8 protein-coding genes are annotated in these 13,492 nt (G+C 44.0%); 2 read left to right on the top strand and 6 right to left on the bottom strand.

Going from position 1 to position 13,492, the window contains the following annotated elements; translation table 11 throughout:
* The first annotated feature begins 558 nt into the window (after window positions 1-558).
* Both rsmA and PG901_RS02435 read left to right on the top strand, forming a co-directional pair.
* Window positions 559-1,422, top strand: a complete 864-nt coding sequence (rsmA, locus tag PG901_RS02440) for a 16S rRNA (adenine(1518)-N(6)/adenine(1519)-N(6))-dimethyltransferase RsmA (protein ID WP_271133366.1) — start codon at window positions 559-561, stop codon at window positions 1,420-1,422.
* 70 nt (window positions 1,423-1,492) lie between these two features.
* Window positions 1,493-2,335, top strand: a complete 843-nt coding sequence (locus PG901_RS02435; RefSeq protein WP_271133365.1) for a symmetrical bis(5'-nucleosyl)-tetraphosphatase — start codon at window positions 1,493-1,495, stop codon at window positions 2,333-2,335.
* Window positions 2,336-2,453: 118 nt separating this feature from the next.
* Here the strand turns inward: PG901_RS02435 and PG901_RS02430 are convergent, their stop codons facing one another.
* The 6 genes from PG901_RS02430 to PG901_RS02405 all read right to left on the bottom strand — a co-directional run bounded on the left by PG901_RS02430 (window position 2,454) and on the right by PG901_RS02405 (window position 13,479).
* Window positions 2,454-4,934: a site-specific recombinase gene (locus PG901_RS02430; protein WP_271133364.1), complete on the bottom strand. Its 2,481-nt coding sequence runs from the start codon at window positions 4,932-4,934 to the stop codon at window positions 2,454-2,456.
* 490 nt (window positions 4,935-5,424) lie between these two features.
* Complete coding sequence (locus tag PG901_RS02425; RefSeq protein WP_201625499.1) at window positions 5,425-7,209, bottom strand: acyl-CoA dehydrogenase C-terminal domain-containing protein; 1,785 nt, start codon at window positions 7,207-7,209, stop codon at window positions 5,425-5,427.
* Window positions 7,210-7,624: 415 nt separating this feature from the next.
* Window positions 7,625-9,418 (bottom strand): acyl-CoA dehydrogenase C-terminal domain-containing protein, encoded by a 1,794-nt coding sequence (locus tag PG901_RS02420; RefSeq protein WP_201625498.1) that lies wholly within the window; start codon window positions 9,416-9,418, stop codon window positions 7,625-7,627.
* A 349-nt stretch (window positions 9,419-9,767) separates the two neighbouring features.
* Complete coding sequence (locus tag PG901_RS02415) at window positions 9,768-11,492, bottom strand: bifunctional diguanylate cyclase/phosphodiesterase (RefSeq protein WP_271133363.1); 1,725 nt, start codon at window positions 11,490-11,492, stop codon at window positions 9,768-9,770.
* Between the two features lie 63 nt (window positions 11,493-11,555).
* Window positions 11,556-12,458, bottom strand: a complete 903-nt coding sequence (locus tag PG901_RS02410; RefSeq protein WP_271133362.1) for a 16S rRNA (uracil(1498)-N(3))-methyltransferase — start codon at window positions 12,456-12,458, stop codon at window positions 11,556-11,558.
* A gap of 172 nt (window positions 12,459-12,630) precedes the next feature.
* Entirely contained in the window at window positions 12,631-13,479 is an 849-nt protein-coding gene (locus tag PG901_RS02405; protein ID WP_271133361.1) for a methylenetetrahydrofolate reductase, read from the bottom strand.
* Window positions 13,480-13,492: the final 13 nt, after the last annotated feature.

Here is a 13,492-nt window from a genome sequence, read left to right as displayed (position 1 = left end):
CGAGTTACAATGTGGCTTATCCCGAACTGGGGTTATCTAATATTTGCGGGTTTGTATTCTGACAAGCCGTTAAACTGAGTAACAGCATGCTTAAAAGTAGTGTGTACTTCATATTAGCTTTGTTCCTTTTAAAAATTAGCGTCATAACGAATGACGACAGGACTTCCGCTTAGCATACAACAGCAAATGACCATGCGATGTTGGTATTTTATAGGGTTTCGTTTTCAAGCTGTCACGCTGCATGAAGAATGACGGCTCTAACATAGATATTACCTAGGTTAATCCGTTAATTGAACGGGTACTATCTTAACTCGTAATTTTACGAACCAATAAAGTAAGTTTGTCGTTACTATTATCAACTGTTGCTTCCTTATAAAAAATGGTTTAAGAACAAAAAAAGTAATGGGTCGATTGTGCTAAGGTATGGGTAGTTTGCTAATAAAATATCTCAAAAAGACAGTGCATTTATGAGCTGTGTTATAATTCATTGATATATAATCAGCATATTGCTGCCATAGCGCTATAGCCCATTTATCTTTTATCGATTAAGACCTTTTTATGTCCAAAACTACGTTTGATGCTCAATCTATTTCTAACAGCCTACGCGCTGCCAAACACCAACCGCGTAAGCGTTTTGGTCAAAACTTCTTGCACGATGGCAGTGTCATCCGCCAAATTGTTGACAGCATTCGCCTAGAGCGTGATGACAATTTAATCGAAATTGGGCCGGGCATGGGCGCTCTGACTGAGCCGCTATTGGCAGAAGTCGATGCGATGACCGTGGTAGAGCTGGATCGCGATTTGGCAGATAGTTTACGTATTCGTATCGGTGCCAATAGCCATCCGAATTTTACGATTATCAAAGACAATGCCATGCATGTCGATTATCGTGAACTGTATAGCCCTGAGCGCGGTAAGCTCCGCGTAGTCGGCAATCTACCTTATAATATTTCTACGCCGATACTCTTTCATTTGCTCAGTTATGCCGATGTGATTCAAGACATGCATTTTATGCTGCAAAAAGAAGTGGTCGAGCGTATCACTGCCGATGTCGGCAGTAAAACCTATGGTCGTCTATCGGTCATCATGCAATATCACTGTGATACCGATTATCTACTGACCGTACCGCGCGGTGCATTTAATCCGCCGCCAAAAGTCACCAGTGCCGTTTTTCGCCTGACGCCACATATCAACAAACCAATCGTGGCAGAAGACGAAGCGTACTTTGCGATTGTGGTGCGCGAAACCTTTAACCATCGCCGTAAGACGCTACGCGCTATTTTTAAGAAATCTACATTACTCCCAACGCTAAGCGAAGACGACTTTGCGGCTTGCGCCATCGACCCGCAAGCGCGCCCTGAAGTCTTAAGTGTGAAAGATTTTGTCAATCTCAGCAATCAGGCATGCAAAATAGAGGTTTAAATGAATCTACTGCCGCTTTATCGTTAAAAATTTTCGCATGATAAACATCACATAAAAGTATAGAGGGTTTATGAGTTTTCGCCATCAGTATGTTATCGGTGACTTGCAAGGTTGCTATGCGGCATACCTGCAATTACTGGAAACCTTGGATTTTGACCCTGCGCAAGACAAGCTATGGTTTGCAGGTGACTTGGTGGCGCGCGGTGAAGACTCGTTAAGTACCTTACGTCATGTGAAAGCGCTATGTGAACAAGGGGCTGCGGCAACGGTATTGGGCAATCACGATATCAATTTAATTGCGGTTTGGCGCGGTACGACGTCGATTAAGAAAAAAGACAAGACGGCAGCTATTTTTGCTGCCGATGATTGTGATGAATTGCTTGAATGGCTACGTCATCAGCCAATATTGGCTTTTCCTGATGAACAGACGGTATTGGTACATGCTGGCATTCCACCGCATTGGACGATTGAAGCGGCAGAAAACTATGCGCAGCAGTTAGAGGCGCAGCTACAAGGCAGTTTAAAACAGCTGGATCGTTTATTGCCAAATCTATATAGCAAAACAGCCGATGAGTGGCATGCGGGTATTAATGGTTTTACCAAAATGCGCGCAATTACCAATTATTTCACGCGTATGCGTCTATGCAAACAAGATGGCACGCTTGAATTTAGTTTTGCAGCAGGGTTAGAAGAGCCGATGCCAAAAGGGTTTTTACCTTGGTTTGAATGGCAAGTACCGCGCACGCGCAAGATTTTGTTTGGTCATTGGGCTGCGCTTAAAGCTGAGGTTGATTTGCCGTATGCGCGTGCACTTGATGGTGGCTGTGTTTGGGGCAATCATCTATTGGCTTATCGCTTGGGCGATGGCAAAACCATCACCTCAAGCGCGCATTGCTTACTGCCAGAATCATAATCTTAGTTATATAGCTTATATATAGGGTGTTCTTTTTAGATAGTTATCTCAAAAAAATACTCAGTTAACAATTCAAGTTTTTATTTAAAAGATTGTCTAAACCACCAAAACCGTCCCATTAACTGGGTAGGTTTGGTGGTTTTTTTGGTTTAGGCAGTGGCGTTTTGGCATCGCCCGCAGCTTTACTCTCAGGATTGCTATCATCATTAGTATATTGAATGCTTGCCTGATGCTCTTCATTCAAGGCATTGTGCGCTTTATCGTATTGAATATCATTGCTATAAGGAACGCTATTAAGCTCCGCATCTAGCAGTCCATCATCGAGGTCAATGGTTTTTTTAGTGCTGATATGATTGGTGGTGCTGTGAGCTTCCCGACTTGTGATCGCTGCGTCAAGGTCACCATTTGATATATTATTATCGTAATCTATATCGGTGACAGCCTGCTCATTTTGCATGCTTTTTTGCTTAGATTTAGGCAGGATTTTAACATCAGACAAACGGCGCACCACATAATTGTTATGGATGGGCTGCCCGCCTTTATGGGCGCTGGTATCATCAAAAATCATATGTCCTTGACTGTCAATTCGAGCGTATTTCATAGGCTTATCACGCGGCCAGATAAAGTCAGAAGGATGGGTGAGCAGGTGACTAAAGAGTTGCTTGGTTAAACGGCTCCACTCCATAAATTTGACTTCTTTAGAGCGTAGTGCCACAAATAAGGCCAGCGAAAAGCTTACCATTAAGTTGACCATACCGATAAGGGCAACGCCCAAGATGGAAATAAATACAATCTGCCAATCCCATTGGTTGGCGGATATATTAAACAATCCATGTGCTAGATTTGCCGAGGCAAAAGCAATATGGCGAATATCAATCGGTAAGCCAAATAAGAAGCCGATGGTTGCGGTACTGCCTAAGAATACCCCGAATAAAAAGTTACCCATAATGGCGCCGAGGTTGGCTTCTATAAAGCCGCCTAAACGCTGTAACCAAGCTTTCGGTAATAAGTATTGCAGTAGCCGATGGCGCTGAATACGGGCGCCGATTTGGTTATAAACCGCCAGATTATCATAGTAGCCAGCGATAAGACCGGATAAGAATAAATACACGCCAGCGATAGCTGCATGGGGTAGTGCCAGTGAACGAAACGGGTCAAGATCATGCAATAAGTGCGCAGCCTTATCGGTATTGATCATCGGTGCGCCGGTATAATGTAACCACGCAAAAGAGATAATCAGGGCAACGGGTATTGCCACCATGACGTTACCCATAATCGCGACAAACTGGGTACGTAAAATATCGACCACCAATTCTGATAACTTATTTAACTGATGCGATTTTTTGCCAGAACCATCCGATATGGTAGAGGCGATTGCTGCTGCCGTCATAGCGGGCTGCTTGGTGGCGACCGTACCATGGACGATATGAATAAAAACAAAACCCAAACCATAAATCATGCTATTGATAAAGGCGCGTCCCATCGGTGCAAGCGCCAGATGGTACGCCAATATCTTAGTGGTCGCCATAAAAGCAATGATAAAGCCACCGATAGAAGCCTTTTTAAACATCTTCTGATAACCAGATTTATCGGTACTAATATAATGCTCACCGACGCGACTGGCGTTTTCGGTGACTTTACGCGACAGCAGCTTGGTATTATTATCAATCAGATAGCCAATACTATAGCGGCGGCTGGCGGTGGTAATCAGCGCTTGAATCAGCTCAATGATGGCCTGATCGCGCTTATCATAATTGTCTGCTACCAGCTCAGTTAAGATGCGCATGCGCTGCAAACTTTGATCCAAACGGAGCATCATATTGGTTAGGCGGATAGAGATACCGGTTTTATAAATGCGCTTACGTATGGTGGCAACGATATCTTCGCATTGCTCAATCATGACCAATAGCGGCGCTGGATCCACGGCTTTTTCAGGAATGATATCGGTTAGGGTGTCAAGCTCATGCGCTTCGCGGTACTGATTGACATACAAGACCGCTTCTTGATTTTGTGCCACAAATGACGCTGAATAATTCAGCATTTGCGGATAAAACTCCATCAAATCTGGATGCAAGCCAATGCCGCTGATACGATACGATAAAATGATAATCGCGTTTAAGATGCTGTTTTTTGCCGTCGCGACTAAGTTTAAATGCTGCTCATTGACTTTGAGTAGCCCGACCAGCTCATCCCATTTGTCCTTGTCGATATGGGCAAGCCAGCGCTCATCAGAGCGTCTATCGAATAAATAACCAACCAATTCTACGACGGAGTCTTCTTGTGGCAACAGTGGTAAGAAACGATGACCGACAAGGCGGCGCAGACTATTAAAAAATCCCTGATCTGACATGATGCCAGTATCGGTATATAAAGCAATTTGACGATATTCAATAATAAGCTTTAAGACAAAACTTGATAGCCCGTCGCCATATTCTGGATGTTGACGTATGACCTCAATCAACTCTTGAATATTCTGATTGGCCAAAGCCGGCTCTTTATCACTCACTCGTAGCTCATCGATTAAGCGCTTGAGTACCGCAGGATCTGGCACATCACTTAAGGCAGTAATCTGTTGTAAAATGTGTTTTATCTCTGACACATCGCATCCCTTATGGTGGTTATTTCAATCATTGTTATTATTCAGTCTGTGCAACGATATATTTTATTTGAAACCTTTTCTTCTCATGCTTGTCGGAATTATCACTGTTGCGATATAGGCCTCTATGAATTGACCGCTTGTTAATTTGCAGGGTATAAAATTAGAGTGTATCGATTTTCAGATGTTGCTTTATAGGCATTGCTTTATAGGTATCAGGAATATTCTTATTAAGCGCAATACGTTTGGCGTTGCGTTATTTTAATCGTAACGACACGTGGGCGGTTAATTATTTTGTTAGCAGTTATTGTGCTGCAGATTGTGCCGCTCATGCTGTCGATTGTTGTGTAAGTGGCAGCTTCGATTATTACTTTGATTATTGCTTCGATGCTTTTGCTTACTGCGACGATATTTTTGGCAAAAAAAGGGACAGTAGCGTGACTGTCCCTTTTATCATAGTGCGGTAGGCTTACTTTATTATAAAAGTAAAAAATTAGCTAGCAGGTACATCAAAGTAATTTAGATCAAAGTTCATCATTGGATCACTACCGGCTTTAACCATCTGTGCATGAGCATCGATACGTGGCAAGATACGACCAACGAAATAATCGGCAAGCTTGGCTTTATTGGTGTAGAAATCACCTTCTTTACCGTTAGCGGCTTCGACCATCAAGGCAAACATATACGAGTAGGCAAGATAACCAAAGGCGTGCATGTAGTCAACCGCACAGCCGTTGATTTCGCTCTTGCGCTCACCGATGTTGTTTAACACAGTGGTGGTTAGCTCTTCGATGGTATCAGCAGCATTTAGCGTCGCTTGCTTAATACCATGATCCGCTTGCATATTATTGACAAAATCACGAATCTCACCTAAGAAATGAGTGACGTATTTGCCATTATTTTTCGCCACTTTACGACCTAATAGGTCGAGCGCTTGAATACCGTTGGTGCCTTCATAAATCTGCGCGATACGAGTATCACGAACGATTTGCTCCATACCCCATTCGCGGATATAGCCATGACCGCCAAATACTTGCTGGCAATCAATGGTCGCTTCTAATGCTTTGTCGGTCAAGAACGCTTTAGCAACTGGCGTTAGTAGGGCAACGCGCGCTGCTGCTGCTTGAGCGGCTTCAGGATCGGTACTAAATTTCTCTTGATCAAGGTTTTTGGCCACGTACATTGCAAAACAACGTGACGCTTCAGTATTGGCTTTAGCATTTAACAGCATGCGGCGTACGTCGGCATGATGAATGATGGCATCGGCTGGTTTTTCTGGGCTTTGAATTTGCGTGTCGCTACGGCCTTGACCACGGTCATTAGCATATAAAGCAGCGTTTTGATAAGCAAGCTCAGAACCACCTAGGCCCTGTAGACCCATGGTGACGCGCTCATAGTTCATCATAATGAACATTGAAGACAGACCGGTATTTTCTGCACCAACCATCCAACCTTTGGCGTTGTCAAAGTTCATCACACAAGTGGCAGAGGCTTTGATGCCCATTTTGTGCTCAATAGAGCCAACTGCTAAAGTGTTGCGCTCACCTAAGCTGCCATCTTCATTAACCAAGAATTTTGGCACAACAAATAACGAGATGCCTTTTGAGCCTTCTGGCGCATTCGGGGTTTTTGCCAATACCAAATGAATGATGTTTTCGGTTAGGTCATGCTCACCGCCAGTGATAAAGATTTTGGTACCAGAGATATCATAGCTACCATCATCGTTAGGAACGGCTTTGGTTTTGATGATACCCAAGTCAGTACCAGCATGCGGCTCGGTCAAGCACATAGTGCCCGCCCATTCACCGTTGTACATTTTCTCTAAGTAAGTTTGCTTTTGCTCTTCAGACGCTGCCGCATTTAGGCAAAGTGTCGCGCCAACAGTTAGGTTTGGATAGAGGGCAAATGACTGGTTGGCCGTGAAGACCATCTCTTCAGTCAGCATGGTGACCATTTTTGGGAAACCTTGACCACCGTATTCAGAGTTACCGCTTAAGCCAACCCAACCTGATTCTGCATACTGCTTATACGCCTCTTTAAAACCAGTCGGGGTGGTTACAACGCCATTACCTTCAAAGGTTGCGCCTTCTTCATCACCGCTACGGTTGATAGGCAATAACACGTTTTTTGACAGCTTTGCCATTTCTTCCAAAATCATATCGACGGTTTCCATGTCAACATGAGCAAGGTTTTCGTTATTTTGCCAAAATTCATGGGCTTTAAAAACGTCAGTTAAAATAAAGCGCATGTCGTTAAGAGGGGCATTATAAACAGCCATAAACATTCCTTTGGTTCAAATGAATAAAAGTAAGTGGGTCGAAAATATCGCGTTGTTCTTTTGGGTGGCACATAAGCATAGATAGCTAAAGTTTAGCAAATTAGCGTATCGAGAGGGGGTTTTCTTCGTGAATTGTGCGTACACCAAAAATAGTTTAATGGGCAGAGTCGCTGTTTTGTCTGCGTCAATTTTAGTCAAAAAATCAGTTTGGTAGATTAGCTAAGAAAATCGGCAACACACCTGAGTATGTTGCCGATAGGACCTACATATTAACATCTACATCAACGCCGCTTTATTGTATAACACCTAAGCAATAAAAATAGCTTTAATCTATCTATTACTCATACAAGCATTATCAATTACAGCGTCGTCAATTTCCGCAAAAACTAGCCGTGTTAATTACTAGTCGTTTTCATTAAAAAGCAAATTGATCAACATCCATCGTCATGTACGGCTCAACACCAGTGCTGATGCGCTGTACGTGTGTGGTGGTACGTGGCAATAACTTCGCAAAGTAGAATTGTGCGGTTTTTACTTTGGCATCGTAGAATGCCTGCTCGCTGCTACCATTAGCGATTTCAGTTTGTGCAACTAATGCCATACGAGCCCATAAGTAAGCTAGGGTCACATAACCGCTGAAGTATAAGTAATCAACAGCCGCGCCGCCAACCGCATCAGGGTTTTCAGTCGCTTGCATGCCGATACGGGCAGTCAAATCGCTCCATTCTTTAAGATGCTTGGCAAGTGGGCGGATAAACTGACCCATCGCGTCATTTTCTTTATTTTCTTCGCAGAATGTTTGGATAATTTTGATAAAGTTGGCAAGCAGTTTACCTTGTGAACCCAATACTTTACGACCTAGTAGGTCGAGCGCTTGGATTTCAGTGGTACCTTCGTATAAGCAAGCGATACGTGTATCACGGACGTTTTGCTCCATGCCCCATTCGCTGATAAAGCCATGACCACCATAAACCTGCACGCCATGGTTGGCAGCTTCTAAACCAGTCTCAGTCAAGAATGCTTTAGCAATCGGCGTCAATAGTGACAGCATTTGGTCAGCAAACTTCAGGTTATCGCCTTCGCCTTTTGCCACGGTATCGGCAAAATGTGAGAGGTAATAAACCAAGGCGCGACCGCCTTCTGCAAAGGCTTTTTCGGTCAATAGCATGTTACGAACGGCTGGATGCACAATGATAGGGTCAGCGACTTTTTCTGGCGCTTTAGCACCTGATAGTGAGCGCATCGCTAGACGGTCTTTAGCATAAGTTAGCGAGCCTTGGAACGCGTATTCTGCTGCTGTTAAACCTTGAACCGCTGTACCAATACGGGCCACGTTCATAAAGGTAAACATGCACTGTAAACCACGGTTTTCTGGGCCAATGAGGTAACCTTTGGCGCCATCGAAGTTCATTACACAAGTCGCTGAGGCTTTAATACCCATTTTGTGCTCGATAGAACCACAAACGACGCTATTCTTTTCGCCTAGGCTGTTGTCTTCGTTGACCAATATCTTAGGAACGATAAACAACGAGATGCCTTTGGTGCCAGCTGGTGCGCCTGGTAAGCGAGCCAAACAGATATGAATAATGTTGTCAGTTAAATCATGCTCACCGGCTGAGATAAAGATTTTCTGACCGGTAATGCTATAACTGCCATCATCGTTAGGTACAGCTTTGGTGCGGATAATACCCAAATCAGAACCCGCATGTGCTTCAGTCAAGCACATGGTACCTGACCATTCACCGGTGACCATTTTTTCTAGGTAGGTTTGCTTTTGCTCATCCGTACCATGGTGTTCGATGGTTTGGATAGCGCCATGCGATAGGCCGGGGTACATAGAGAATGACCAGTTCGCGGTACCAACCATCTCATTGATGACCGTTGATAATGAGAACGGCATGTTTTGACCACCGAATGCTTCTTCAGCAGATAAAGCTGGGAAGCCAAGCTCACAATAGGCTTTATACGCTTCTTTAAAACCTTTTGGCGTGGTAACAGTGCCGTTGTCAAATTTACAGCCTTCAGCATCGCCGCTTTGGTTCAATGGTGACAGCTCATTTTCAGCAAAGCTTGCTGCCATCTCAAACAGGCTGTCCATCAACTCACGATCCGCTTCTTGGAACGCCGGCAAGGTTTTGTAGTGACTTTCGCTGTCAAGTAACTCATGCATCACGAATTGGATATCACGTAGGGGCGCTTTGTATTGCATAACTTCCTGTCCTTTTTTAAGGTGCGACCGGCAGTAAGGCGACGACTATCATTGACTGTGATTAGTTAAGTCTGAGTCGCCAGCCAATTACTGGTATGAAATCTGTCTGCATAAATAACAAACAATGACACCGATCATATGAAATAGATTGAGAAGAGTAAAAAGAATTATGACTGTATTCGTAAATTCTTGGTAAAAGATAGGCGTTCAGTGGCAAATATACAAGTTTGGTGACAATACTGATAAGTCATCAACCTGTCTTGCATCCTATATATCATCGACCTTACAGAATAAAACGACTCGCAATAACTCTATGAAAATACTATCAATCTACTTTTATTAGACAGTATTAAGAAGGGTTGTTTTTGGACAAATGTTGCTGCGTTAATAGCACGGTTGCTTGCTCAGCCGTCATAGGCTTACCAAACCAATAGCCTTGCCCGTACTGGCAACCCATGTCTAAGAGTAAATCACGCTGCTGCTCGGTTTCGATGCCTTCGGCGATAACCTGCATATCAAGCGCCTCCGCTAAATCCAAAATCGCTTTGACAATCGCGCGCTGTGTACGGTCATCTGTGATTTTGGAGATAAAGCTTTTATCAATTTTAATAAAGTCAAAAGGGTATTCTTGTAAGTAACTCAATGAGGCATAACCGGTGCCAAAGTCATCAAGCGCCAGACAGATGCCGAGTTTCTTGAGTAAGTTAAGCTGCTTTTTGACATTGGCATGGCGCTGTATTAAAGAAGATTCTGTCACTTCAATGTGCAGTTGGTGGGCGGCAATATCATGCTCTACTAGTAAGTTACTGACCATGTCAAAAAAATCAGGATGGCTAAATTCAGCGGCATCAGCATTGATACAGATGTGTTGATCAAAGCCCAAACCTTGCCAAATTGTTAGCTGCTCGGCGATTTGAACCGCCATTTGCGAAAATAACTCAAGCGACAGTTTATGAGAAATGATGGCATCGATAAAATCGATAGGTTTTAATAAACCGCGGCTAGGGTGTTGCCAGCGTACTAACGCCTCAAAACCGGTAATCATGCCTGTGTCTAGGGCGAATTTAGGTTGATAATAGGGCACAAATTGCCCTGCATTGGTGGCAGCTCTCAGCTCAGATTCTAACTGTATATTATGCGCATTGACCTCATTTATGGCTTTATGATACCAACAGACATCATCGCCACCCTGCTGTTTGACATAATTCAAAGCTTTTTCGGCTTTGGTCAACAGGCCGATAAATTCATTACCATTTTCAGGAAAATAGCTTACCCCGACAGAGATATGGCAATAGACCTCGGTGCCTTTTGCCGTGTTGCCATTTAAGAAGAAAGGGCGCTCGCACATTTGCATTAAGCTGTCTAACTGATGGCGCACCATATTGGCATCATTACATTCAAACAATAAGGCAAAGTCATCACCGCCGAAATGAGAAAAACAGCGTAAATTATCAAGCTCCAGCTCAGTAATACGTAGGACGAAATTTTCTACTAGGGTATTGATTGCATCCGGTCCTAATAGACTGGCAAGGTTGCGATAACGGTCAATGTTAAAACGCACGACCACCACTTCTTGATAGCTGTCTAACAACAATTCACTGGTTTGACTTAAAAACACTTTACGGTTCGGTAGTCCGGTCAGCTGGTCATAATTCAGCAGGTGCACCACCTTTTTTCTGTTTTTAGCAAGCGTCGCCATATCACGAATGGTACCGACGTAATAAGGGGTATCTTCTAGATAAATTTTGCGATAGGTGATATGGCAGTCGATGACTTGCCCGTAGCGGTTTGCCATTGAAAAGTCAATTTCACAAAATCCTGTACTGTCCAAGCTGTTAATCAGATTTTTGAGCACTGCCTGTTCATCTTCTGACAAAAACTCAGCAGCATATATCCCAAGTGGACGCCCAAGCAAAAAATTTTCTGTATAGCCAAGCATCAGCTCATAGTTAGCATTGACGGATAAATAGCGTAATTTTTCGTCCAATATGAATATGGCGTCTTCAAATTGCTCGCACAATTTGACCAATAGTTGCTGTTTATCTGATATTGGCATAGGGGTGAATGCGCTCATAATGGACTCATAACATCGAAATTAAATAATAAATGGGCTTGGTAATGGTGAACAGTTTGTCCACTATTGATTTAAAGCATGCATAGTTGCCAATGCCGACAATGTCGCCAGTGCAACCACGGGCGCGGTTTCAGTGCGCAGAACCCGTGGGCCAATTTGCCAAGGTGCAAAACCCACATCCGCAGCTTTGGCGCATTCATCAGCGCTAAGCCCGCCTTCAGGTCCGATTAATAATTCGATATAAGGCGCATGTTTTTTTAAAACGACAGGCAGGGCTTCAGGCATCAGGGGTTGTCCTGCTGCTGGCACACTCAGTTGCAGGCGCAAATCTGCTGGCTGCTGTAATACTTTATAATAAGTATCTTTACTCAGCTCAGCCACCATAGGGCTGACGACCATTTCTTTTTCGCTAGCTGCTACATTTAATAGCCAGTCATCAATCGATAATGGCGCGATAATAAGCGGTGGACGGTTAAGACCGCATTGCTCACAGGCGGCGATGGCGACTTGCTGCCACTGTGCCAGTTTTTTCTCTACTTGGGCAGGTTTTAGATTGACCTCGCCATGATGGCTGCTCAGCAATTGAATGGCAGTCACACCAAGCTCAGTGGATTTTTGAATGGCGTAATCCATTCGTTCACCGCGACTTATGACCAGACCGATTTTCGTCAATACAGCGGCATTGCGGTCAGTATTTACATGAGCCAATAACGTTGCAGTGGCGTGCTTTTTGCTGATGGTTTGTAGCTGTACCTGATATTCACCGCCGAAACCGTCAAACAAAATCCCTTTATCGCCAATATTAGCGCGTAATACACGGCACCAATGATGGACGATGCTTTCGGTTAATTCGACGCTGGCACCGATAGGCAAGGTGCTAAGCTGAAGGTAGGTTGCAGCCTTTTCATTTTCATTGGTAACGTCATTACTAATGTTGCTATCGGTGGCATAAAAGAAACGTCGCAAAATACTTATTCCTATAATAGGTGTTATGATATTTTTCAATATCTTAGCAGAATATCATTTGAGTGGGTAAAGGGATTGTCACTAATGGAACTCGCATAACTGCAATTCCCATACCAAAAAAGACTGGCGCTCCTAGGAACGCCAGTCATTAAGCAATACATTCGATAAATATTTAAGCAATCAGGCCTAAGGCTTCGACTAAGCGCTTGTTTGGCTCAACCTTATTCATGCTATAAAAATGCATGGCAGGTACGCCCTCGCTAATTAAACGCTCGCATAAACGATAAACGACATCAAAGCCGAACTCACGAATAGCAGTACGGTCATCACCGAAGTCAGCCAAGCGCTTACGTACATAACGTGGAATATCAGCGCCACAGCTATCGGCAAAGCGTACGAGATTACTAGAGTTAGTAATCGGCATAATACCGGCTACCAATGGCTGTGCAACCGTATCAATACCGCGTTTTTCTAAGGTATCACGCAGATACAAGTAGCTATCAGCATTATAGAAAAACTGGGTAATTGACGCATTGGCGCCCGCTTGGTATTTATTCACCAAGTTGTCAACATCAAACTCAAAGCTCCGCGCCTGTGGATGCATCTCAGGATAGGCTGCGACTTCGATACGGAAGTGATCGCCTGAGTATTCGCGGATAAACTTAACCAAGTCTAACGCAAATGGCAGCTCGCCCATACCAACCTGACCGGATGGCAAATCACCACGCAGGGCGACCAAGCGTGTGATGCCCAAGCTCTTATAAAGATCGAGCAACTCAGCGATTTCCGCTTTGTCATCACCAATACAAGACATATGCGGCGCAATATCAGTGTCACCGCGCGCGCACAAAGCTTGAACGATATCTAAAGTGCGGCTACGGGTTGAGCCACCCGCACCATAGGTCACTGAAAAGTAAGCAGGTGATAGCTTATTTAACTCATCATAAGTGCTGAGGAGCTTTTCGTGTCCTTGCTCGGTTTTAGCTGGAAAAAACTCAAAGGAGAAAGCAGGCTTAGTCACAGTCTGGCTCCTA

Origin of the sequence: Psychrobacter sp. ANT_H3, assembly GCF_027919975.1 — a bacterium.
GTDB lineage: Bacteria > Pseudomonadota > Gammaproteobacteria > Pseudomonadales > Moraxellaceae > Psychrobacter > Psychrobacter maritimus.
The sequence above is the reverse complement of the archived record's forward strand: the minus strand, read 5'-3'. Positions and strand labels throughout refer to the sequence as shown.

Excerpts from the sequence above, each read along its gene's own strand:
- rsmA (WP_271133366.1), top strand. The coding sequence starts at position 559 with ATGTCCAAAACTACGTTTGATGCTCAATCTATTTCTAACAGCCTACGC.
- PG901_RS02415 (WP_271133363.1), bottom strand. The coding sequence starts at position 11,492 with ATGAGCGCATTCACCCCTATGCCAATATCAGATAAACAGCAACTATTG.
- PG901_RS02420 (WP_201625498.1), bottom strand. The coding sequence starts at position 9,418 with ATGCAATACAAAGCGCCCCTACGTGATATCCAATTCGTGATGCATGAG.
- PG901_RS02435 (WP_271133365.1), top strand. The coding sequence starts at position 1,493 with ATGAGTTTTCGCCATCAGTATGTTATCGGTGACTTGCAAGGTTGCTAT.
- PG901_RS02425 (WP_201625499.1), bottom strand. The coding sequence starts at position 7,209 with ATGGCTGTTTATAATGCCCCTCTTAACGACATGCGCTTTATTTTAACT.